Annotated in this window: 20 protein-coding genes and 1 pseudogene; 2 read left to right on the top strand and 19 right to left on the bottom strand. The window is 43.4% G+C overall.

What is annotated here, in order from left to right:
- Positions 1–490: 490 nt before the first annotated feature.
- On the top strand, positions 491–1,387 hold the full coding sequence (locus RCO25_RS26105; RefSeq protein ID WP_308999005.1) for an AraC family transcriptional regulator: 897 nt from the start codon (positions 491–493) through the stop codon (positions 1,385–1,387).
- A gap of 133 nt (positions 1,388–1,520) precedes the next feature.
- On the opposite strand, the gene RCO25_RS26100 is transcribed toward RCO25_RS26105, so the two are convergent.
- A complete protein-coding gene (locus RCO25_RS26100; protein WP_374992164.1) occupies positions 1,521–1,847 on the bottom strand; it encodes an ABC transporter permease subunit in 327 nt (108 codons plus the stop codon).
- Positions 1,848–2,042: 195 nt separating this feature from the next.
- Positions 2,043–3,800: an OmpL47-type beta-barrel domain-containing protein gene (locus RCO25_RS26095; RefSeq protein WP_308999004.1), complete on the bottom strand. Its 1,758-nt coding sequence runs from the start codon at positions 3,798–3,800 to the stop codon at positions 2,043–2,045.
- A gap of 113 nt (positions 3,801–3,913) precedes the next feature.
- Here RCO25_RS26095 and RCO25_RS26090 point away from each other — a divergent pair, with 113 nt between their 5' ends.
- The gene (locus RCO25_RS26090) at positions 3,914–4,063 is read left to right on the top strand and encodes a hypothetical protein (protein ID WP_308999003.1); all 150 of its coding nucleotides are present in this window, start codon (positions 3,914–3,916) and stop codon (positions 4,061–4,063) included.
- A 469-nt stretch (positions 4,064–4,532) separates the two neighbouring features.
- On the opposite strand, the gene RCO25_RS26085 is transcribed toward RCO25_RS26090, so the two are convergent.
- From RCO25_RS26085 to RCO25_RS26005, 17 genes and pseudogenes are all read right to left on the bottom strand, one after another.
- The gene (locus tag RCO25_RS26085) at positions 4,533–5,633 is read right to left on the bottom strand and encodes a nucleotidyltransferase domain-containing protein (protein ID WP_308999002.1); all 1,101 of its coding nucleotides are present in this window, start codon (positions 5,631–5,633) and stop codon (positions 4,533–4,535) included.
- Positions 5,634–5,654: 21 nt separating this feature from the next.
- A complete protein-coding gene (locus RCO25_RS26080; protein WP_308999001.1) occupies positions 5,655–7,472 on the bottom strand; it encodes an ABC transporter ATP-binding protein in 1,818 nt (605 codons plus the stop codon).
- Entirely contained in the window at positions 7,472–7,939 is a 468-nt protein-coding gene (locus RCO25_RS26075) for a signal peptidase I (protein WP_308999000.1), read from the bottom strand. Before RCO25_RS26075 ends, RCO25_RS26080 begins: the two co-directional genes overlap by 1 nt.
- A complete protein-coding gene (locus tag RCO25_RS26070) occupies positions 7,929–8,195 on the bottom strand; it encodes a PqqD family protein (protein WP_308998999.1) in 267 nt (88 codons plus the stop codon). Before RCO25_RS26070 ends, RCO25_RS26075 begins: the two co-directional genes overlap by 11 nt.
- On the bottom strand, positions 8,195–8,980 hold the full coding sequence (locus RCO25_RS26065) for a hypothetical protein (RefSeq protein WP_308998998.1): 786 nt from the start codon (positions 8,978–8,980) through the stop codon (positions 8,195–8,197). Before RCO25_RS26065 ends, RCO25_RS26070 begins: the two co-directional genes overlap by 1 nt.
- Before the next feature lie 82 nt (positions 8,981–9,062).
- Positions 9,063–9,230 carry a hypothetical protein gene (locus tag RCO25_RS26060; RefSeq protein WP_308998997.1) on the bottom strand — a complete coding sequence of 56 codons (168 nt, stop codon included), beginning with the start codon at positions 9,228–9,230 and terminating at the stop codon, positions 9,063–9,065.
- A 151-nt stretch (positions 9,231–9,381) separates the two neighbouring features.
- Positions 9,382–9,597 (bottom strand): hypothetical protein, encoded by a 216-nt coding sequence (locus RCO25_RS26055; protein WP_308999010.1) that lies wholly within the window; start codon positions 9,595–9,597, stop codon positions 9,382–9,384.
- A pseudogene (locus tag RCO25_RS26050) lies at positions 9,573–9,701 on the bottom strand (shikimate kinase); the annotation flags it as partial. The gene RCO25_RS26055 and the pseudogene RCO25_RS26050, both read right to left, overlap by 25 nt.
- 551 nt (positions 9,702–10,252) lie before the next feature.
- Complete coding sequence (locus tag RCO25_RS26045) at positions 10,253–11,626, bottom strand: hypothetical protein (protein WP_308998996.1); 1,374 nt, start codon at positions 11,624–11,626, stop codon at positions 10,253–10,255.
- 269 nt (positions 11,627–11,895) lie between these two features.
- Positions 11,896–12,741 carry a DMT family transporter gene (locus RCO25_RS26040; RefSeq protein ID WP_308998995.1) on the bottom strand — a complete coding sequence of 282 codons (846 nt, stop codon included), beginning with the start codon at positions 12,739–12,741 and terminating at the stop codon, positions 11,896–11,898.
- Positions 12,742–13,082: 341 nt separating this feature from the next.
- Positions 13,083–13,439, bottom strand: a complete 357-nt coding sequence (locus tag RCO25_RS26035; RefSeq protein ID WP_308998994.1) for a hypothetical protein — start codon at positions 13,437–13,439, stop codon at positions 13,083–13,085.
- Positions 13,440–13,614: 175 nt separating this feature from the next.
- Positions 13,615–15,078, bottom strand: a complete 1,464-nt coding sequence (locus RCO25_RS26030; protein WP_308998993.1) for an IS1182 family transposase — start codon at positions 15,076–15,078, stop codon at positions 13,615–13,617.
- A 188-nt stretch (positions 15,079–15,266) separates the two neighbouring features.
- The gene (locus RCO25_RS26025; protein WP_308998992.1) at positions 15,267–16,100 is read right to left on the bottom strand and encodes a carbohydrate ABC transporter permease; all 834 of its coding nucleotides are present in this window, start codon (positions 16,098–16,100) and stop codon (positions 15,267–15,269) included.
- 25 nt (positions 16,101–16,125) lie between these two features.
- Entirely contained in the window at positions 16,126–17,004 is an 879-nt protein-coding gene (locus RCO25_RS26020) for a carbohydrate ABC transporter permease (protein WP_308999008.1), read from the bottom strand.
- A 99-nt stretch (positions 17,005–17,103) separates the two neighbouring features.
- A complete protein-coding gene (locus tag RCO25_RS26015) occupies positions 17,104–18,432 on the bottom strand; it encodes an ABC transporter substrate-binding protein (RefSeq protein WP_308998991.1) in 1,329 nt (442 codons plus the stop codon).
- Between the two features lie 137 nt (positions 18,433–18,569).
- Positions 18,570–20,129: a response regulator transcription factor gene (locus RCO25_RS26010; RefSeq protein WP_308998990.1), complete on the bottom strand. Its 1,560-nt coding sequence runs from the start codon at positions 20,127–20,129 to the stop codon at positions 18,570–18,572.
- Positions 20,104–21,882 carry a sensor histidine kinase gene (locus RCO25_RS26005; RefSeq protein WP_308998989.1) on the bottom strand — a complete coding sequence of 593 codons (1,779 nt, stop codon included), beginning with the start codon at positions 21,880–21,882 and terminating at the stop codon, positions 20,104–20,106. Before RCO25_RS26005 ends, RCO25_RS26010 begins: the two co-directional genes overlap by 26 nt.
- Between the last annotated feature and the right edge of the window lie 6 nt (positions 21,883–21,888).

The raw sequence follows: 21,888 nt of genomic DNA, 5'->3' as shown, positions 1-21,888 counted from the left end.
TTGGAAGAAGAGGTTTGGCTTAACCCGGAAAAAGCTATGCCTATTCTGGCTGAGCAAAAAACACAAACGTAACTATCTTATTTTCATTAAATCGCGACAACTATCTTGACAAATACCGATAACAATAATCCAGTCTTTTTTATTCATCTCTGAGGAGCGAAGCTTTTTCCAGGGCACAAAAGCGAACATGATGATTACAGAAATAAACAATCTGTACATCCCAGCAACATAGGTGTATCTGAAAATTTTATCATGATGGAAGAGATAGAAACGGACAATATACTGATTAATAACAAGATAAACGGATGAGAAGGTAACGAAGATTTATTTAATTTAACCATAGTTCCTCCAAGCTAATAAACAATTACCTGTGCACGGAATTGTAATGATAAGCTTAAGCTGGATATAATAATATCATCACCAACGTCCAATTTGTGCAATTATATCTTTAATTTATATTGAAATATCGTCTAATAAAGGAGCCTGTCCCTTGAAAAAACAATTGCACGAGGCCATTCTGTATCCTGACGAGGCATTTCCATACATTATGTACACTCATACTAATCATGGATCTATTCCTGAAGGCAGAGGAGTTAACGATCTGCATTGGCACGAAGAATTACAAATTACTTTAGTGACCAAAGGGAAACTAACGATACAAATCAATGGTATCGATTATGATTTAGGAACGGGTCAGGCCATTTTTATCAATAAGAGTGTTCTTCACATTGTTACATATCTAACTCACGACGGTGAATATGTAAGCTTTAATTTTCCGGAGAAGCTGCTCTCTTTTTACTCAGATAGTGCCATGGAAAAAAGCTATGTACTTCCTTTTACTAATTCTTACTTATTATCTTTAGAGATCAAAGGAGATGCGGAGTGGCAAAATCAAATCCTGCAATTACTTTGGTATATGAAGAAGGAATTTGAAATGAAAGAAACCTGGGGATGGCAGTATGAGGTTTCCATCAAAACGGTTCAGTTGTGGCTGATTCTTATTTCCAATATCCGCCTATCTTCAGAGGAGTCCTCTAAACACAACCGGCTCCAGCAAGAGAGACTGCAATTAATGCTTAGCTTTATCCACCAAAACTATACAGACATTATAACTTTGAAGGAAATTGCTGAGGTTGCACATTTGAGTGTTTCGGAGTGCACTCGCAGCTTTAAAAAAAGCATTCATATGACTCCTTACTATTACTTGGTTAAGTACCGCATTAAAAGGAGCTGCGAGCTGTTAGAAACGACTGAATATACGATAACCGAGATTGCCCGGAGAGTTGGTTTCAATCATGTAAATCATTTTATCCAATCTTTTAAAAAACATCGTGATATTACACCTAAGGAATTCCGTAAAATTAGAAATGAACAGACTTTATCTTGACTGTACTCTTGTCCTTCGACAATAACATATATCGTTAAAATAAAAGAAGCCGCTAATTAGCGACTTTTAAGCATATATGTTCTTGTGACCAACAGGAGCAAATGATGCTCCGAGTGCCGGATAATAGATTTCGTTACCCTTTAACGGCTCCCATAGTAAGGCCTTGTACTAATTGCTTCTGGGTAAACCATCCCAGTATGACTGATGGCAATACTGCGCTTGTCGCCACTGCGGACATCTTTCCCCAAAACAACCCCTCTTGGGTCATAAAAGAAGCCATAAACACCGGCATGGTCGAAGAATCGGTATAGGTCAGACTTACGCCAAACACAAACTCATTCCAAGCAAAAACGAAACATAGCAGTCCAGTGGAAATGACTCCAGGCTTTACCAGGGGAAGCGTCACTTTAAAAAAGCCTTGCAAGCCTGTTGCTCCGTCGACTTGGGTGGACTCAATCAATTCGTATGGAATATACGGCGAAACTCAAGCTCATGCCTACAGTCTAATACTTTATTTTCTGGTTCGAGTCTCTTCGTTGACTCTATTAATAGCTCAATCTAAAACTTGTTTTTCAAAGGCTGACGATTTTCTAAGAAGAAAACCGCATCAGATCAATGACTTGTTCAACTATCCTGACCGTTAGCTCAAGGCAGCTTATTTTTTCTTGGGAACTGTGACAGTTGCAGTGTCCACGGCCGAATTGCCAGCCATATCTGTGGCGGTATACGTTATCGTATATACACGTCCCTCACCTCTTCCTGATCTTTCTGCACGAAGATCAAAGGTTGTATCGGATGTACCTAAATCAGCATTTTGAACATCGATTGCGGTGTTGCCAGCGCCTGATTGATTGCTTGTTTCATTACTTGTAATCGATGTTAATACGACGGAATCGAGTCCAGAGCCAGATTCAATCACATTAACTGCTGCTTGTATGGACACCATCTTATGGTTAGCTGGTGATAGCACCGTTTTATCAAGCGTGACGTTTAATGATGGGGCTGTCTTATCAATATTAACTTCTAGCGCCTTTGACTGTTCAGTATTTCCTGCCTTATCGGAACTTCGATAAAGGAGAATATTTTTACCCTCCTTAAAAATGGTGATGATTCCGTTATAGTCAGACCATGTATGTCCATTATCGAGACTGTACTCCGTGTTTTCTACACCAGAGAGTTTGTCATTCGAAGAAAGAGTGACATGTACATCGGTATTGTACCAATTGTTTCGAACACTTTCTGAAACCAACGCTTGTGTAACAGGTGGCGTTTTGTCCAAGTCAATTGTAATGGAGCCGATCCCCGTTAACCCTGCAGTATCCTTTGCAACCCCTTCTATGACTTGATCAACACCTTCCGTCGAAACGATGACGGGAGGATCAATCGCTAGAATGGAATCATCGTCAGTCGCTTGAAATGAGACCGTCACATCATGATTATACCAGCTTTGATGATCAGGCGTTCGGTCCGCAGTGGCCGTAACAACAGGCGGATTGCTTTTGGTAAGCTTAAAGGTTAAGAAACTGTCCCCGCCATTAATTTCAATTGTTTCTTCTACTAGAGTAAAGCCTGGAGCGGATACTCTTACAGTATAATTTCCGCCTTTAATAATTTCGGTAAAATAATATCCGTCAGACGAGAAGATATTGGTGTCGGATTCAACCAAGTCGACTGCAGCATCATAAAGGGGAGCATCGTGTTCGTCGGTTACATAACCTACGAAACGCCCGTTTAATTTCACACCTTGAGGAATTGGAATACCATATGCTTGCTCGCTTTTGTTATCCCCCAAATGAAGTTCCACATATCTCTCGTAATTGTCGTCAAAAGTCACTCTAAACATATTTTCCCCTAATGCAGAACTAAAATCACCAGGGATGATGGAAAAGGTATAGTTACCTTCTGCATCTGTTGTTGCAGAAGCTACATTAATCCGACGACCGCCGCTTCCTAAATGTACGCTTAAGTCTACCTGATAACCAGCAACAGGTGTTTCATACATATCTCCGTAAGTAACCTTTCCTGTGAGGGTTGCTCGCTGCACGGGGAATTGATAGTTGAACGTTTCGGACGACGTCAGCGCGTTTATCACGATGTTGCCATTTGCTGTTATGATCGTGGATACGGCATCGCCAAAATTTCGCGTATAGCTAGGGATGTCATAATTGCCTTCTTCGTTCGTTACAGCAGAACCGACAAAACGAAATCCGAATCCTGGAGCATACGTACCAATTTGAATCGAAGCGCCATCAATGGGATTTCCATTCTCGTCTGTTATTTTTCCTTGCAGCGACCTGGGAACATTGTCACCTTCATCTGCATACATGATACTCGAATCTGTTGTCATGAATGTTACAAATAAAAATAAGATCAATGCTAAAACTTTGGTACGCGACCCATTCGTTTTCTTCATCCTTGTACCTCACATTTCCCTAAATTATTTTTTATTAAGAACATAAAGTTCTTAATAAAGGATACCATTTTTTATGTGTTTTGTAAGTCTTTTAAAACTTGGATACGAAATTGTTGGAATCTACGATTATTACGAAAATACAGCCTGCGCAGGTTGCCGTAGATGGCAGCAGCTTGTTCTATGCCGATGGCGATCAATCGACCGAGATTCATCAAATTAATATGACAGATGGCATGGATACGATTATCGAACGCAGCCTATAAGAAGCTGAGCTTGCCGTCGATCGGCTGTCACACCGTCTTTATGCAGGTGAGAAAGGTGTTGCAGCGTATGTGCTTAATGCCTATCGAACGACTACCGGAGAGAATCTGTGGTCATACAAACCAGAAGGTAACGGATATGCAAGCTCTCTCGTGATCGATAATGGAACTGCTTATTACGGCAGCCTTCATGTAGATCCGGATAAACTGAGGATCCAAAGCAAACCGGCGATAAATAGCCGAGTGCGCCATGGATTCGTTTGCGGGTAATATGAAGATCATAACTCATATAACCACTTCCTCAGAATTTAGTGTCTTTGTAACATTCTAGTTGTAAATAATCCATTCAAGGCACACTATTCTTACAAGCCTTATTAAAAAACTCTGAAAATTGAAAAATAAGCATACTATCCTAAAATTGGCGCGAAAACTCCGACAAAAAAAGCCCATCCTGAAATGGATGGACTACTGCTTATAAGTGATGAAACGCCTTTAAGGCTTTTATAAACCTCGTTTTGCATAAGTAAAGATAACTCATCAAGTAGGAATGCTCTTTGCCGGCGATGTTAATCTGAGCTAATATTTCCGTTTTTCCAGGCAGGATCCAGTTAGATACTTCTCTCAAGCTATGCTGGAGGTTATCGTAACTTAAAAATTGGTAATCCATAAAATCCAAATACTTCGTAATCTTCTTCAGATGAAGCCTGTTGTTTTTATTTTGGAACATACGCTTCCTTTTAATCGGGATTTCCTTCATGTTGTCTAACATCGGATACGATTCATAGACAATGGATAATGTCCGAACGAGCCTTTTTCGCGTTTTATGCGCCGAGGCATCTTGATAAAGAAGATCATAGTTAAGGCTATCTTTTAAAATATAGATCAATTGGATGATATCGATAAAATATTTAGCGGATTCCAAATTATGTCTCCATCCATGCATACAAATCATATAGAAGGTATGATAATCCGATAGTGCCATGACATATCCGTATTGTTTATAGGGGACCGCGTTATTCCAAAATGGTTCAATCTTAAAATTCGAGGTCGTTTCTTTTACAATATTCCAATGAATTTCTACCGTTAAAGGAATGATGGCCCCTGGTATCCGTTTGCTGAAACATAAATGGAAGTGGGATGGAATCTGCTCTTGTTCGATATGAAATCCCAAAGCTTTGACACAATAGACCGCCCGCTCGACATCTTCTTTTCTAACTAATAGATCAATGTCCGAAGTTCCTCGCGCGCCTATGTGACCAAAGTATTTTTCAGCGAAGTATACTCCTTTTAGCGGAATGACCTTTATCCGGTCCGTCTCAAACCTTTGAAGGATCCGGTCGGATTGATTTTTAATAAACAGATTCAGGTGCAGTGCTTCGTTATAGTTGTTTTTCAGCCTATCCCGGAAAAACAATGGCGTCTCTTCAAGCCTGCCTTGTTCTTTTAATAAATGGTATATTTGAGAAGAGACGGCAGATGCTTCAATTTCCTCGATCGCTTGTCTATAAAACTCTTCGTCTACTGTTAAGCTGCAGTCGGGATCATACAGCATTTTTATAAGTTGATTGATCACTACTCTCTTCCCTTCTATTTATTAAGCATTCACGGCTAAAGGATTTATCACGCTTGATGGATTGGGAACCCGTGTTTTATTCAGCTCGCTGTACAGCCCCTTCTCATTGATCAACTCATGATGCTTCCCCATTTGGACGATCTTTCCTTGATCCAAAACCACGATGACATCTGCATGTTGAATCGTTGATATTCGATGGGCAATAATCAGTGTCGTACGATTTTTCATTAATTGGTCTAATGCATCCTGTACTAAAAATTCCGTTTCGCTGTCTAGTGAAGAAGTGGCTTCATCTAGCAATAAGATAGGAGCATCCTTGAGGATCGCTCTTGCAATAGAAATTCTCTGTCTTTGCCCGCCTGAAAGCTTTACCCCTCTTTCCCCAATTTCCGTATCATATCCTTTAGGAAGATCTGTTATAAAATCGTGAATATTGGCGCTTCTGGAGGCACGTATCATGTCTGCTTCTGAAATGCTTGGGCGTGCTAGCATTAAATTGTCCCTGATCGTTCCGCTAAACAAAAAGGTTTCCTGAGGCACATAAGCAATCGAGCTTCTTAACTCGGAGAGGGTAATATCTTCTACTGAAGTATCGTCTATTCGGATAGAACCCGCTTGGCATCTATAAAATCCTTGAAGCAAATTAAATAAGGTTGATTTCCCCGCTCCGCTTGGACCGACAAAAGCTACGACTTGACCCTTTGGAATTTGCAAATGAAAATGCTCGAATACGTTATTTTGTCCATCATAACTAAACGTAATATCATGGAATTGGATTCGTTTATACAGAAGCGGAGTTGGTGCAAATGAAGGAAGCTCTTTGGAATCCCTGGGTTGATCGAGCAGGTTGATTATACGCTCTACCGCTGATAATGCTCTTTGATAGCTTGCCCATTGTCCGGCAAGACCCGTAAGGGGATTGACCATACGGCCGACAAGTGTAATAAATGATAATAATGCGCCAATCGTAATTACGTTGCCGGAAACAAAATAGGCCCCCACAATAAAACTGACAAGATAGGCGCTGGCCCCAACGGCCTCTCCACCTGCGTAGAACCAGCCCCGCAGCTTGGCATCCTTCAGCTCTAATGAATAAAGGTCTTGATTCATACGGGCATATTTTGTAAAGTACAACTTCTCTAACGTAAATGAGCGAATGACAACAAAGCCATGAAACGTGTCATTCAGGCTTTTATTAATGCTGCAGATTAGATTATGGATGAGTCTGCTATTGTTCCGAAGCAACCACCCGAATACAGCACCGCCAATAATAGCGGCAGGTACAACTAATAAACTAAGCAGGGACAGCTTCCAGCTAATTTGAACCAAGTAAATAAAGGATGCGATAGAGATAACAGGATACCTGATTAAATTTATTAACCCCCGGCCTACTATCCCATCTATATTATGAATCTCATTCGTAAAGTGGGATAATAATTCGCCTGAGTGGAGATTTGATACCAGGTTTCCCGGCAGAAGCAAAATATGTTTATATAAGTCCAAATTCAGATCTTTTTTCACTGCGTTAACAGCTATGGTTTCCAGATACGTATCCATGAAGTTTGTGGTAATACTGATTGCCGTTAAACCGATTCCAGTAAAAAGCAGCCCCTTGAGACGGTCAAAATCACGATGAACCGCCGCATCGGTTAATTGGCCAATAAACCATGCAAATGCCAATATTAACGAAATATCGATAACCATCAGTAAAAATAAGCTTATATAGGCCTTTTTATGCTTCAGAATATAGGGCTTTAATAAGTGAAACGTTCTTTTCATTTCCTTTGTAGACATATATGGTTTTATATCGATTTTTTTCGCTGCTCGTATGAACATCATTAGGACACCTCAAAAGGTTGGGCTTTTTTTCTTCTGTTCAAGTAAGCTCTTAAAAAGGCAGTCAGGATCGGGAACAGAAGAATCATTTGGCTCCAAACATGAACAGATAAGCTCGGCAGCTTAATCCTGTACTTTCCTTTATTTATTGAAGCCAGCTTGCCGATAAGTTGCTCTTGACCGACCGGTTCATCGGCACCAAAATTCGTGTCGCCTTTCAACAAGTATGTAACCTTCTCATTCATCGATTCGATGGACAGCAGACGATGAGCAACCAAACTGCCCGATATGGTATGAAATAAAATAATTTCACCCTTTTTCAGCTTCATCGCTTCACATGAAACAAAACGGCAAATATTCCCTTGTTTGATAAGGGGGTACATGCTTGTGCCTTCTGCCGGAAGCTCAACCCACCCCTGTTTCCGTATAACCTCTTTAATCAAATTACAAGCGGTTAAATTAACTGGCATGCCGGATTAATCCACAGTCCATTAAATGATTTACAAATCGCTCAATATCTTGTTCGATTGCTTCGTCCTCTATAGCATAATGAGTTCGAACGGTTTGAATGATCTGCCGGATCGTACATGCCTCTTGCAGCAGAGACCAGCAAAAACCGCCAACTTCATTAAGAGTCGTCACCATAAAGGCATCTGAATTCAAAATAACGGACTCCCCGTCAAGTTCAAGCACCTCGAACTTATCCTTGTGAATATAGCTTGTCATTAGGAAATCAGCTCCCAAAATATATTGTTCTTTTGAAAATGCAGCTCATAAACCGGAATTTCGTTCACGACTAGCTTTAATAAACGAAAAATTTTAGCCGGCTCCTCCGCCCTATAGGACCAAAAAAACACTTTATCCGTTATTTGCAGAAGGGCCTCGGATTTCTTTAGCATCAATCTTTTGTTGGAACGTGATTGTTCTAAGAGTTGCATGCTGGCTAATGGACAGTTTTCTTGATGATCCGTTGATTGAAGCTCGCTGCGAAATGGTGAATTGAAAACCGTGATGCTTTCTTCGGAGATTTTCAAGATCGTTGCTTCGTCTGACAAAAGTTTTCTTGGATAAGATAATTTAGCTGCCGTTGACTTTCCGGCACCGGAATGACCCATGAAAACATGCGCCCGGCCCTCTTCTATCACACAGGATGAGTGAATTAAAAGTCCCCAGTTGCGATGGACGATAAATGAACTGTACAGGTTCATTAAGGCGTGCTTTAGAGCTAATTCATCATGAACGGCGACTGTCGCCTGTGTATAATCAGCGTCCACTTGTATGGAATAATCGGCTCTCTGGAAAGAAATCCGATTACATTCTTTAATTATCATAACTTCATAATCAACAAAAGGGGTCCCATAGCCATCTTCCAGGAGGATAGATAAATCCGGTTGACATTCAAACGAATCATCCAAATATTGAAAATTTTTCTTGAGCATATGTATAGCGTCACTGGAAGCACATATGGCTTGCATGAAGTGCTCCCCAATTTTTAGCATCAGCTTCTCCATCTTAAAACCCCTTAAACAAATAAATTCGAGCAGAGAGGTCATAAGAACGACCTTTGACCTCTCCTCTGTTACGGTATGATCATTACCTGTTTTTTTTTGGATCATAAGGTTCATGTTTATGATTGTCCCCATCGCTTTTTCCTTTATCAGGTGCAACTGGTCCACGTCCCCTATTCCAGCTTTGAGAAGTTTCAAAGCGAATCGGTTGATGCTTTAAAACCTTTGGCGCACGGTAAGCCGGCTTTTGCATATTTTCACCTCCATTCATAATTGTTCCTTATAACGAACAATAATATAAAAAAAGGAGCACTTATTACTTCAGTGCTGCTGTTGCAAAGCGGATTGCATCTTCATTTTTATTATACAAGGGAATTTGTTCTTTTGAAAGAATAAATTATCGGCTAATTCAAAGGAATGCTGACTTCAAAGCTGATGGCCTTTTCATCCACCAGTTTAACGGAAATAGTGCCCCCGTATAGATTAAGCTTCTGTTCCACAACGGCAAGACCGATCCCGCGGTTGTCGATTGACAAGAACTTGATGTCATAAATGACAAGAACTTTATCCCATTCCCGACTCGTCGCCTTGCGCATCTTAATAGATCGGACAACCGCCACATCTCAGGCCCGAAACCAAAATAAGGAGAAAGTAACTCAATTGTCTGATAATTGTGAAACAACTTCGTAGATGTGATTTTCTCAAGTTCGTGGCCCACTGTCATCTTCCCTACGGCCTGGAGACCGAATATTGGTTTATTGAAAGGATGGTAAAAAACAAAAACTTCATCATCATGTTCCTTGTAAAAATCCTTTATGGGCATATCTTCTGTTGCACAAACAGCATACTTATGAAATTCAGGTATTACCCTTATTTCACTCATTTAAACCACCAACTTCCCCATAATCCACAACTATTATAACATTTTGAGCCTAAGTTAACCTGCTCGTTAGCTCAACGACACTTTTCAACACATAATTATCTTATCGAAAAACCAGCCCTCTAAATGGACTGGTTCGCCGCAACGTTGTTTTTGATTCCTCGTTTAACGTGAATTCCCTTCAAGTTTCTTCTTATTAACCTCCATGGAAACCTTGGAAGGCCAATCATGTGCTGATACGCTGCCTGTGCTAAGGCATCTTTCGGCCGGTAGGGAAATTTGATGGCGTAAGCCACTTTTTAATGGTGGCGAACGTTCTATTAGAGGCACAACTTTCGCTGCAGGCTGGGGAAGCCCGACGATTTTCAAAAAAACCAGCCATCAATGAAGGTTGGCTAAAGGAATGACAGCCACCTGCCAATTTGGCGGATGTGGTTGAAGTCGGCCCACAGGATAAAATAATTGTACAACGTTTCCCCGATTTGGATTGGGCGGGGATATCTCACGATGAGGGCGGCCTGTTTGTTCATCTCAGCTGGTTGGTCGGCCGATGGAAAAATGAAGCAGGCCTCCCGGTTTTGTACCGTCATCATGACAATCCGAGGAGAAGAGCCGTAAGGCATCAATGGATGAAAAGCTTCGGAGCTGCATACATCGGCAATCCGGTCGCCTGCTAAAATCGCGGATACCTGAAAAAAACCACCGGGCCCTTCGTACCTCTCTTCGCTGGCCCGGAGCCAGTTTGCGGGATACGGAAAGGATACCCGGTACACGAAGCTTGTGTAGATATTTTCCGGAACCCTTCTGACGCGAGGAGACCACTGCAAGGCGGTAATCCGGCCGCCACTGAGGACGTTCACCGGCATCGGCTCCCTTATATCAACAATCCAGAGCTGACTTACGCTATCTACACCTGCGCATCCCGATAAATACGCGATTTTGCTGCCGTCCGGCGACCAGCCGACAGGAGTAGCGAAACAGTCCGAAGTCGCCAACATCCTTTGATTCTGACAAGTACGGCTGTCGATTTGGATGAGAGTATAATAATTCGGCTCCTTATAGGCGGTTGCGCTAAAGGCTATGCTCCGAGAGTCCGGGGACCATGCCGGAAAATAGTTTTTGGAGAGCGGTCCGCCATCCAGCGTGTAGATGGTGCCGGTGGTCAGATCCACCGTCGAGATGATGGAGATGCTGCCACCGGGGAACGTATAAAGCGCGAAGGTTCCGTCCGGGGAAAGCCGAACGTCATGGAGCGGTCCGTCCGTATTTTGCGTGATTTGTCTCCGGTCTGTGCCATCGGTCCGGATGCGGAAGAGCTGGGTGATGCCGTTGGAATCCGGAGCCGCGAACAGAAGCTCTGTACCCGAAGGAAACCATTGGACATCGTTAGCTCCCGGCTCCAGGATGGCATAGCTGCTATGTGAGAATGTATCATAGATGACGATTCGCCCGTTTTTGACATACGCGAGAAACCGGCTGTCCGGGGACCAGTCCAGCAGCGTATGGGGTTCGATTTGGTCGATCCGGGCGATGGTGAGCGTAACGCTATCCAGCAGGTGGACCACGTTACCAATTCCGATGAAAGCGATTATCCTGCTGACCGGAGACCAATAGGGAACCGAATATTCGGCACCAAGCCCCTGTGTAAGTTGAAAATTAAGACCGTCCTGAGGTCGGTACAGCCAAATGACGAACGTTCCGCCACGGTCCGACGTGTAGGCGATCCATCCTTGAACGAGATCATGAGGAACAGCTTGCACGGCCAACATCCTCTCCTGAAGCATCTTATACTTCAGATGTATTCAGTAGAAGGTGATTAGGCGACAGTCCTGGACGGCTGGTTTATGCCTCTTCTTCATTTTTACCTATTTTATCATCAGGAAAAATACACAAACATCGATCCTTTGCTGTATCATTACGGTTCTCTGCGAGTTTAAACTGCCCGTTAGCACAACGAGGCTGCCGTTTCTTGCCGGCAGCCTCGTTCTGGTGATTGTTAAGCTTTAGTTCCCCGTTAGTTCAATGCCTTTTATCGAAATTAGCCCCATACTCCTACAATGATAACTCCTAACGTAATTAAAATTGATGTAAGTAACCGTCTTGTGCCTTGTTTTTCTTGGAGAATAATTATTCCCATGACCGTACCAAATACTGTTCCTATTTCCCTCATAGGAGCGAGCTGAGCTACTGGTGCAAGTGATAAGGCAAACAAGAACAATAGATAACCAGCGGGTGCTATAATTCCACCTAACAAAATTATCTTCCAGTTTATGTTTAGCTCTTTTCGTATGCCTTTGGAGTTAAAAGTTGCCCATGAAAGAGCTAGTAAATTCCCTATATTTGTTGCTTCGTTTAAAACTACAGGTGAAACATAGTTTAATGCAATCTTATCAATAACGATGTAACTAGCGATGCATATCCCCACTGCCAGTGCCAACAATGGTGCTTTCAATGATGATGATTCATTACTCTTGAATTTTATGTCACTTAGCAACACGATTCCTAAGACAATACAGGTTACACCTATCCATCCAAATGTAGTTAACTTTTCGTTAAGTAAAGTCACTCCTAAAAGTGGTACTAATAAAGGGCTAGTTCCTCTCATAATTGGATAAACCTGTGACAAGTCACCTACTGAATATGTAACAGCTAGTAATTTGATATACAGTCCGTGCAGGAACATGGATGCAAGTATTACCCAACAACCAGTAATATTTATGCTACTATCCCATTCAACTATAGCCCAAGGCAAAAATACTATAATTGCGACAAGTTGACAAAACCATAGAAAAACATTTTTATTTATGCTTCTTTTAGTATAAAGGTTCCAAATTGAATGAAGGCAACCAGAACAGAGTACGAGTATTACAGCTAAACTAAACAATAGGTCTGCCACCATCCAATATCAGACTGACTAATTCAACATTTTACCATATATTCCACCTACAGCTGGGTTTTTCTTCTTATGTAATTCATTAATGTATACTGCCCGTTAGCTTAACGGCCGCTGCCACGGGCATAATATGAAAAATATTTCGGTTCATTTTGCACTTTTTACAAGCTCACTATGATCTATAATGGAATTAATTCATTTTGGGTAATCGAGGTGTCCCTAGAAAAGCGCCAAGTCCGCTTAAATAAGTATTAGACTACCTAAGTAATAAACCAGCGGCAGCCTTGGATCGGGTCCTAGACTGCCGCTGGTTTATTGAACTAACGTATCCATTAGTCAAAGAGCCAATGAAAAAGACCATATAAACCAAATGAACCAAAATAAAGTCCAATCACAATAAATTGGAGTCTTATTACAAAAATAATGAATTTTTTGACCAGAATTAAGAGTTTAATCCGCAGTAAGTCATCAGGAAATACCCAGTCAATAAGAAACTTCCATCCGCTCCACACACCAGAACGATGTAATCCCTCAACAATTAAGAATAAACCTGAAAAAATAAAAAATAATATTCCCGGAACCCGTGTTTCTATCGTAAATAGAACAATTAAAGCCATAACAAGAAGTAGGAAACTGCCAAGTCGGATATATGGTACATTCGATACGCATTCCTCAAGTTTTTTGAACACGTTTTTATTCTTCCTTCGCATATTTTTAGGGTTAATTGTAACATCTCAAGGAATTGGGTCAAGCGGTTTTATTTAACATAGTAGAGTAAAAGGCTGGGGATCCCAGCCCCTCCTCATCAAACCGTACGTCAGTCTGTCTAACAACTGATTTCTATATACTCTTAAAGATGAGGGTTCATGCAATTTTGCTTAAATAAACGTCATACATATGTGATTTCGAAGGAGATCGGTCTCTTAAGAGACGTACGAGCTCCTTCACGCCCTTTATTTTGATCATTCTCTTGAAATTATAGGCAAGACAAATCAAATTGGTCTCAATGCCTACTGATACCAACCCTCGTGTTAAAAAGTATGTATAGCCCAAGTGACGTTTTATCGTCCCGAAGGGGTGCTCAACAATGGCCGCTCTTTGCTTATAAATCTGACTTTGACTGCGCGTATTTTTTGCAATTTTTTCAATCACTTCTTCGTCCTTCAACCTGGTTATCGACCTTCCGCCTTTGGCAGTAGTGCAGAGATCCTTTTGTCCGCAAATATCGAAGGCATTGCATGTGTATCGCCTGTACTCTTTTCCATCTTGTTTTCCATTCCATTTGAAAGGCAATTCATAACCCAACGGGCAAATATATCTATCGTTTATGGCATCATATTCAAATTTCTCTTTATCAAATCCGCTAGCTACTTTGTTATGCTTTCCCTTCTGCGGCTTAATTAAGAGTTCGGTGCTTTCGTCGACAACGTCGATGATTTCAAGATAGTTATAATAGCCTGTATCGGCCAGAATTGTGGTTTTTTGATCACGGAAAACTTGCTTTGTTTTCTTTGCCATATTGGATAGCTGCCCTTGATCGTTGACATCATTGACCGTATCGCAGTCCACGATCAATTTGTACTTGCTGTCCACCGCAGTTTGAACATTGAAACAAACTTCATGCTTCCCGTTGTTTTTCATTGATTTGGCATCCGGATCGGTAACACAAAACTGGTTTTCACCTGTTTCCTTGAGTTCTTGTTTCATTACCTGCAACTCGTGCATTCTCTCTTGATAGACCTCTAACTTTTCCGTGATTTCCTGCTTTTTGAGGTGATTGTCCTGCGTTAAAAAGTCGCGCAAATAGGCATCGATTTTTTCATCGATATGCTCTAGCTTCTTACTGATAATGTTGTCATTAAAGTGTTTCTTTTTAGAGCAGTCCGCCTTTAATTTTGTGCCGTCAATCGCGACAAGTCGACCATCGATTAACCCGAAACCTTTTAACAATAAGGTGAATTCTTTAAACAGCTTTTTTATGGCCGTTTGGTTACACTTCATGAAAGCAGATAAAGTGCCGTGATCCGGCTGGAGCTTACCAATTAGCCACATCAGTTCAATATTTCTTTTCGTTTCGGTTTCCATCTTACGAGAGGAACGGATGCCGTTCATATAACAGTAAAGATAGAGCTTGAGAAGCTCTTCCCGACGGTAAGGTTTTTGCCCCGCTTTGGAGCCCGAATACACCTGAAACCCCAATTCTTCTAGGGTCAAGCTATCGACGTAAGCATCGATAACTCGTACAGGATTTTCTTCTTCTACAAAATCGTCCAACGTATTTGGCAATAAATGAATTTGATGTCTATCTTCACCTTCGATAAAAGACATATGCGCTCATCTCCTTAGATGCAGAGATTCGACAAATGTCATCCATTTTCATGCCCAAAAACGGAGATTTTTTAATAATTGTTAGACAGACTGACGTACGGTGGTGTGAGAGGTCGGGAGCTAGGCGCTCCCTCCTACTCGATTATCCTCACCTATTCAACCACTGCGCTGTAGATCATACCGAAGGGCTATCCTTTTATACCGGACAGCGTTACCCCTTCAATGATATAACGTTGGCCGATGATGTACACGAGCAATACCGGAAGAAGCGCTATCGTTGCGCCGGCCATCATCAGCGTCCAATCCGTGGCATACATGCCCCGATAGAGATTCAGCATCATCGGCACGGTAAACATCTCCGGGCTATTGAGGAAAATAAGAGGATAAAAGAAATTGTTCCACATCCCCAGAAACGTGAATATCCCAAGTGCCGAAAGCGCAGGCTTGACAAGCGGAAGCATTATGCGCGTATAAATCGTAAAGCGATTAGCGCCGTCCACGATGGCCGCTTCTTCCATTTCCTTCGGAATGCCTTTGAAAAATTGACGAAGCAGAAATACCCCGAATGCGTTTAATAAAGCTGCAGGCACGATGATGGACTGGTGCGTATCCAGCCAACCGAAATTTTTCAGCATCAAATACAGTGGAATAATCGTTACCTGTCCAGGCACCATCATGGTCGCAAGGAACAGCACGAACAGCGGCTCCCGGAACGGGAAATTTATTTTGGCAAATGCGTAAGCAGCCATCGAGCAGGTCAACAATTGCGATACGACAACGATGACATTAATATAAAAGCTGTTGAAGTACGCGCGCCCGAAGGGCAGAGCCGTCAACGATTCCTTGAAGTTCGACCATACAAACGGATCGGGGATCCATTTTGGCGGAACGATAAATACTTGAGACAAATCCTTTAGCGCACTGAGTATCATCCATATGAACGGCAGCCCCATGATGCAAGCCCCAATGATCAGCACGGTATGAAGCACAATCGTAGAGGGCTGAAGGCTTTTCGTTTTCATGCGTTGTTCTCCTTCCTGATCATCCTTATTCCTCGTAATGAACCCAGCGTTTCGATATTTTCATCTGAAACAAAGTCAGCGATAAAATCATCACAAACAGCGTAACGGCAGCCGCAGTGCTGGTTCCGAAGGTGAAATCAACAAATGCCGAATCATAAATATGGTACACAAGCGTGTAACTGGCCTTTGCCGGTCCGCCCGAGGTCATGATGAACGATTGATCGAACACCTGGAATGACCCGATGACAGACATGATGGTGACAAAAAAGGTCGTCGATGACAGCAAGGGAATCGTAATATGACGAAGCTGCTGCCATTTGCTCGCGCCGTCGATTTGCGCGGCTTCATAATAAGTGGCGGATATCCCCTGTAAGCCTGCAAGGAATAATACCATGCTGCCTCCAAGCCCCATCCATATGCTAAGCAGTGCAATGGAAGGCATGACGAACCGCGTATCCGTCAACCAACGGGGACCCTCAATGCCGAACCATTCCTTTAAGTACAAATTGATAAGCCCGAAATCCGAGTTGAAAAGCCACATGAAGACGACGGCCACCGCTACGGTCATCGTAATGCTGGGCATGAAATAGATAAGCCGGTAAAGCACCTTGCCTTTTACCTTATTTAAGCCGACGGCAACCAGCATGGCCAAAATAATACCGGTAGGCACGGTTAGAACGGTATAATACAGCGTGTTAACAAGAGCGATCCTGAAATCGGGATCTTTAAATTGACCGACGAAATTGTCCAGTCCGACAAAGGTCCTCTCTCCGAAGCCGTCCCAGCTCATCAGGCTGAGCATGAACGCCAGAATAAGCGGAATCATGGAGAAGATGATTAAACCGACCATCTGCGGAAGAATGAAGAATAGTCCCCAAAGGCTATCCATCGTCTTCGTACCCATAGTCTTGCGATTCCTGCCCAACTGCTTTAAAGACGGAGAGGGTCCCGTGTGATTGACCGCTTTCGTATCCATGTTCTCCACCTTTCTCTTTTGCTGCTTTTATTTTTTGTTGTTATATTCCTCGATCTTTTTGTTCGCTAATGCCTCAATTTCTTTCATTGCCGTATCTAAATCCTCGTCCTTCAGCCAAAGCGCCTCAAAACGGGAGTTAATGTCGTTGCTCAATCCCGGAATGCCTGCTTCAAACGGGGTTAATGCATACCCCACCTCGCGGGCATCCAGGAAAAATTGTGCATTTTCCGGGAGGTTGCCTTCAAGCACTACCTCATCCGCTCCGGATACGGAAGGAACCGCGTTTCCGCCGCCTTGCAGACGGTATTTTTGGCCATCGGCATTGACGAATTCCGCGAAGAAGGTATAGGCTGCTTCTTTTTGCTTCGTTGTCTTATTCAGCACCATATACGCTGTCGGGATACCGGCCGGTTCGATTTTGTTGCCGGTATTCGTCGGCCATGTCACGATATCGTACTCAAGGGTTTCATTTTGCTTGAACAGAGGCAGGTACCAGCGTCCAGCACCCACGAAGCCAACCTGATTCGACATGAACATCGCATCGCCGCCTTGTCCCTTCGGAAGCGTTCCGGCGAATGTGATGTTTTTGCTCTTCACGTTATCATATAAGAACCTAAAGGCTTCAATCGCTTTCGGATCGGTGTAGCCCACATATTTTCCGTTGTCGTCATATACTGTTCCTCCGTTTGAGCTTACCCAGCTGTGCGTGCTGTTCCATGAATTATCAAGCACGTAGCCGTATTTTCCGCTCTCACGGATTTTATCGGTCATATCCTGAAAAGCTTCCCAGGTCCACTCGCCGTTCTTCTGCAAATCGGCAGGCATTTCCATAATGCCAGCGTCCTTAAGCACCTTCTTGTTATACCAAAGCACCATCGGATTATTGTCTACCGGCGCTCCGTAAATTTTCTCGTCACGCTTAGCGGCTCCCCATAAGCTCTCGAAGAAGTCTTCCTTCTTAACAGCGCTTCCGGGATCTTCCATTAACGGCGTTAGCTCCTCAATACTGCCATTTTCGATCAGTTTGACGATAAAAGCATCGCCCGCATAGAAAAGATCAGGTGCGGTCCCGCCGCTTAATTGCGTTAATATTTTCTGGTCATACTCCCCTGGAATCGGGATCAGTTCAGCTTCAATGTCCGGATGCCGCTCGTTAAAATCTTTGGTGAAATCCTGAAACCTTGTCAGCTCTCCCGGGTTGCCCCAGGTAGCCCATTTAATCTTCACTTTCTCCCCTTTAGGTGTATTCGTTCCCGATCCTTCTCCGCTTGCGGCGCCGTCGCCCCCTCCGCAAGCCTGAAGAATAGCAGTTGCAGCAATCATCATGATGAGTAGAGTCCATTTGATTTTTACCATTTGATTTTTCCTCCCTCAAAATATCATTCTTATACCTGCCGAATAATTGTAAGCGCTTTTATTATAGATCTTTCGTACAGCCGCTGTGAACGGCTTATGTTCCGAAAGGGTGTCTTGTTTTCCGTAATTTGCGGGACCTAATCCTTTCGACATAACCCTTGAAACTCAGCCGGAGATAATCCTACGAGCTTTTTGAACTGCTTGCTAAAGTGCTTGACGTCATTGAAGCCGGACTGCTCGGCGACCTCATAGACCTTGAGCGATGATCCCTGCAGCAGCTCCTTGGCTCTTTTTACGCGCAGCGATATAAGGTAATCGATAAAATTATCTCCTGTCACGCGTTTGAACATTTCGCTGAAATAGTTTTTGCTGACATTAACCGCATCCGCTACCTGCTGCAGCGAGATCGGCTCTCTGAAATGCTTTTCAATAAAAGCCGCGGCCTCTATCACGATTCTCTGATGCCGCGTTTTATCCGGTCTCAATGAATCGTCGGCACTGCCGATTGTAAGGTAACAATCCTTGACGTACGTCATAACGTCCTTGACGCAGCCCAGCCTGCTCAACTCGCGAATCTTTCTGACAATGGAGGATTCGGCTTCACTAAATACGACCAACAGGCTCAGCAATTCCTCCGCCTCCTGAATCACTTCCTCCTTCTCGCGATATCCCGGTATCCAGCAATTCATCATTTGCTCAAGGATTTTCTCCGACTTAGAAGCATAGCCCATGGACAACGACTCCTTCAATTCGCCAAGCGCCGCAGCGAACGGGTAATTAGGCGCCCACATGGAAGCATGCAGCTCTTCAGCAGTCAGATAGCTGCACGGTCCTCGGAAAAACCCGCGCGCCAGTACGTTTTTTGCTTCCCTGCAAGCGGTCTCCAGGCTGTGGTAGTCGGTGTTAACGCCGCTGAGCCCAACGGAGAGATGTAAGCGAGTGCTGTCCGTATGCTTCGAGCACTGTTTGATTCGTTCGCTAAAAATGTCATAAGTGTCAACATGTGCAGGAAACACAGACACCATTAAATCCGGACGAAACAAGACCGATACAAAGGCTTCGAGCGATTGATAGAGAAACAGCTTAAGCGCTTCACCCTGCTCAGTAAGGACCTGATTCATTTCGGCCTCCGTTTCTCCAAACACATTTATCCCCAGCGCGGCAACCCGATAAAAAACGCCCGGACACTCCTTCTCCAGCCTCCCGACAGCGATCCCATCCCCGCAGAATACCTTTCCTAATATCCCTTCCAGCTCTCTCTGCCTATTGGCTTGTTGCTGGTCCTCATAACGCTTCAGGATTAGCCTGTTCTCATGCTCTTCCTGCAGCTCTTGGCTCATTTTCTTGAGAACCTCTTCGAGCGAACTTGCATTAAGCATTGGCTTCAATATGTAATCGCTCGCTCCCAGCCGTATGCCTTCCCGAACATACTCGAAGTCATTGTGACAGCTAAGCAGCAATACCTTTACCCACGGACACAGCTCTCTCGTCCTGCGCGTGAGCTCAAGTCCATCCATTACCGGCATCGCAATGTCCGTAATCAATATATCTATCTCTTGCTCTTTAATCCATTTCATAGCCTTCTCACCGTTGGATGCTTCCCCTACCAGGGTAAAACCATGCTTTTCCCATTCAAAAGTAAAACGAAGGCCCGTACGCGCTATTTTCTCATCATCCACTAACAGCACTCTGTACATAGGTATCCCCCTTTTCTTTGGAAATTTTAATAAGCACCTCGGTTCCCTTATCCTTGACGCTTGAGATACTAAGGCCGTATTTATGCCCATAATATAATTGAATCGTCTGATGAACATGTTTAAGCCCGATGTTCGTCATCCCTTTGCTGCTGCGTTCATTTTCGTTCGTTTGCAGCTGGTCAAGCCTTCCCGCATCGATACCGACCCCGTCATCCGTTATTCGAATGACAATATCTTGAGAGTGCTGCTCGACTTCAATCCAGATCGAACCATCATCATCCTTCGGAGCAATGCCATGAAAAATCGCGTTTTCCACGAGCGGCTGAAGCAGCATTAGCGGAATTTGTATTGGTCTCAGCTCATCGCTGCAATCGATATTCAAATGAATCTTGTGGTCATAACGATATTCCTGAATGACCATATATTTTTGAAGCAGCTCCAGCTCCTCGCCGAGCGTAATAAACACGCCATTGCGCCCAAGGCTTCCCTCCAATAATTGAACGAGCGTGGTGACGGCATTATCAACATCATTGGTCCGATTTAATTTGGCCATCCACTTGATTGAATTGAGCGTATTATACAGAAAGTGGGGATTAATCTGATAACGCAACGCCCTGATTTCGGCCTTTTTTTTGTCAGACTCCTCTTTGGCGATTCTGGCGATCAGCAGATCGATTTGCCTGATCATTTTGTTGAAGCTGCGTCCAAGCTGACCAATCTCGTTGCGGCCTACGCTTTTGCTTCGGACAGTCAAGTCGCCCTCTTCGCCCTTGCGCATTAATCTGCTCAAGCTAACCAGGGGATTGCCTATTTTTCGGGTAACATAATAGCCCATTCCCATCGCAGCGAGGATACAGAACAGAGCGATCCACATCGTGAATTTGCGTATACTTGCCGACCCGGCTGTCAGCTCCTCAAGCGGTACGACACCGACCACATCCCATCCGATATCTAGACGTTCAGGAATCAGCAGAGTGTTTTTGTTTTTATGGCGGTACTCCATAGTTTGTAAGGGAGGAAGAAATTTGGACTGCTTTCCATATTGCTCGGGATCCGGGTGATAAAAATAATGGTTATCCGATTTGGTGACATAAATATAGCCTGTGTCCCCGAACTGAACGCGGTTAAGCTCATTAATCAGCACCTCGCCCATAATCTCAAAGAACATAACGCCGATAATTTTACCGGTTTCCCAGCTTCGAATAGCTCGGCCAAGCCCGAATACCGGAAACCCCATTTTCGTTTTCTTTAAGTAGGAGTTCTCAGATAGCCCGAACCATACGTTGTTGCCGTTGGCCTCTATTATGGCTTTGTACCAATCGGAATCCCATTGATCGGGAACTGACATCAGAGAGTCCGAGCTGAGTACCGAGTTGTTGCCGTAGACATCAAATATATAAATATCGAGAATTTCAGGGGAATTGATCATAAAGGAAGTAAGCATGTCTTGCCCGTCTTGATATTGGAGGGTGGTTTCGTAAGGCTTTTCCTTCGATTGCTCATTCAAAATATTGTGAATAACCTTACTGTTTAATACCATCATGGACGAATCATCGAGCTTTTTGAAATAAAGGTCCAGCTTGTCGCTCACCTGTGTAATGGTAAGTGACGCCACCTTGCTAACCTGCTCCTCTACGATGGAAGACGATTTGTGATAAGACAAGAAGCCCATAATCAGAACAGGAAGAGTCATACCGATAAAGCAGAGCAAGAAGAGCTGGACGACGATCGAATGAAAATGACGAAACCGCACGGATTT

Origin of the sequence: Paenibacillus sp. LHD-38, assembly GCF_031157315.1 — a bacterium.
Lineage (GTDB): Bacteria > Bacillota > Bacilli > Paenibacillales > Paenibacillaceae > Pristimantibacillus.
Note: the sequence above shows the minus strand (reverse complement) of the source record. Positions and strands in the feature narration are given on the sequence as shown.

Excerpts from the sequence above, each read along its gene's own strand:
- RCO25_RS26095 (WP_308999004.1), bottom strand. The coding sequence starts at position 3,800 with ATGAAGAAAACGAATGGGTCGCGTACCAAAGTTTTAGCATTGATCTTA.
- RCO25_RS26080 (WP_308999001.1), bottom strand. The coding sequence starts at position 7,472 with ATGATGTTCATACGAGCAGCGAAAAAAATCGATATAAAACCATATATG.
- RCO25_RS26075 (WP_308999000.1), bottom strand. The coding sequence starts at position 7,939 with ATGCCAGTTAATTTAACCGCTTGTAATTTGATTAAAGAGGTTATACGG.
- RCO25_RS26070 (WP_308998999.1), bottom strand. The coding sequence starts at position 8,195 with ATGACAAGCTATATTCACAAGGATAAGTTCGAGGTGCTTGAACTTGAC.
- RCO25_RS26065 (WP_308998998.1), bottom strand. The coding sequence starts at position 8,980 with ATGGAGAAGCTGATGCTAAAAATTGGGGAGCACTTCATGCAAGCCATA.
- RCO25_RS26060 (WP_308998997.1), bottom strand. The coding sequence starts at position 9,230 with ATGCAAAAGCCGGCTTACCGTGCGCCAAAGGTTTTAAAGCATCAACCG.
- RCO25_RS26045 (WP_308998996.1), bottom strand. The coding sequence starts at position 11,626 with ATGTTGGCCGTGCAAGCTGTTCCTCATGATCTCGTTCAAGGATGGATC.
- RCO25_RS26030 (WP_308998993.1), bottom strand. The coding sequence starts at position 15,078 with ATGTCTTTTATCGAAGGTGAAGATAGACATCAAATTCATTTATTGCCA.
- RCO25_RS26025 (WP_308998992.1), bottom strand. The coding sequence starts at position 16,100 with ATGAAAACGAAAAGCCTTCAGCCCTCTACGATTGTGCTTCATACCGTG.
- RCO25_RS26020 (WP_308999008.1), bottom strand. The coding sequence starts at position 17,004 with ATGGGTACGAAGACGATGGATAGCCTTTGGGGACTATTCTTCATTCTT.
- RCO25_RS26015 (WP_308998991.1), bottom strand. The coding sequence starts at position 18,432 with ATGGTAAAAATCAAATGGACTCTACTCATCATGATGATTGCTGCAACT.
- RCO25_RS26010 (WP_308998990.1), bottom strand. The coding sequence starts at position 20,129 with ATGTACAGAGTGCTGTTAGTGGATGATGAGAAAATAGCGCGTACGGGC.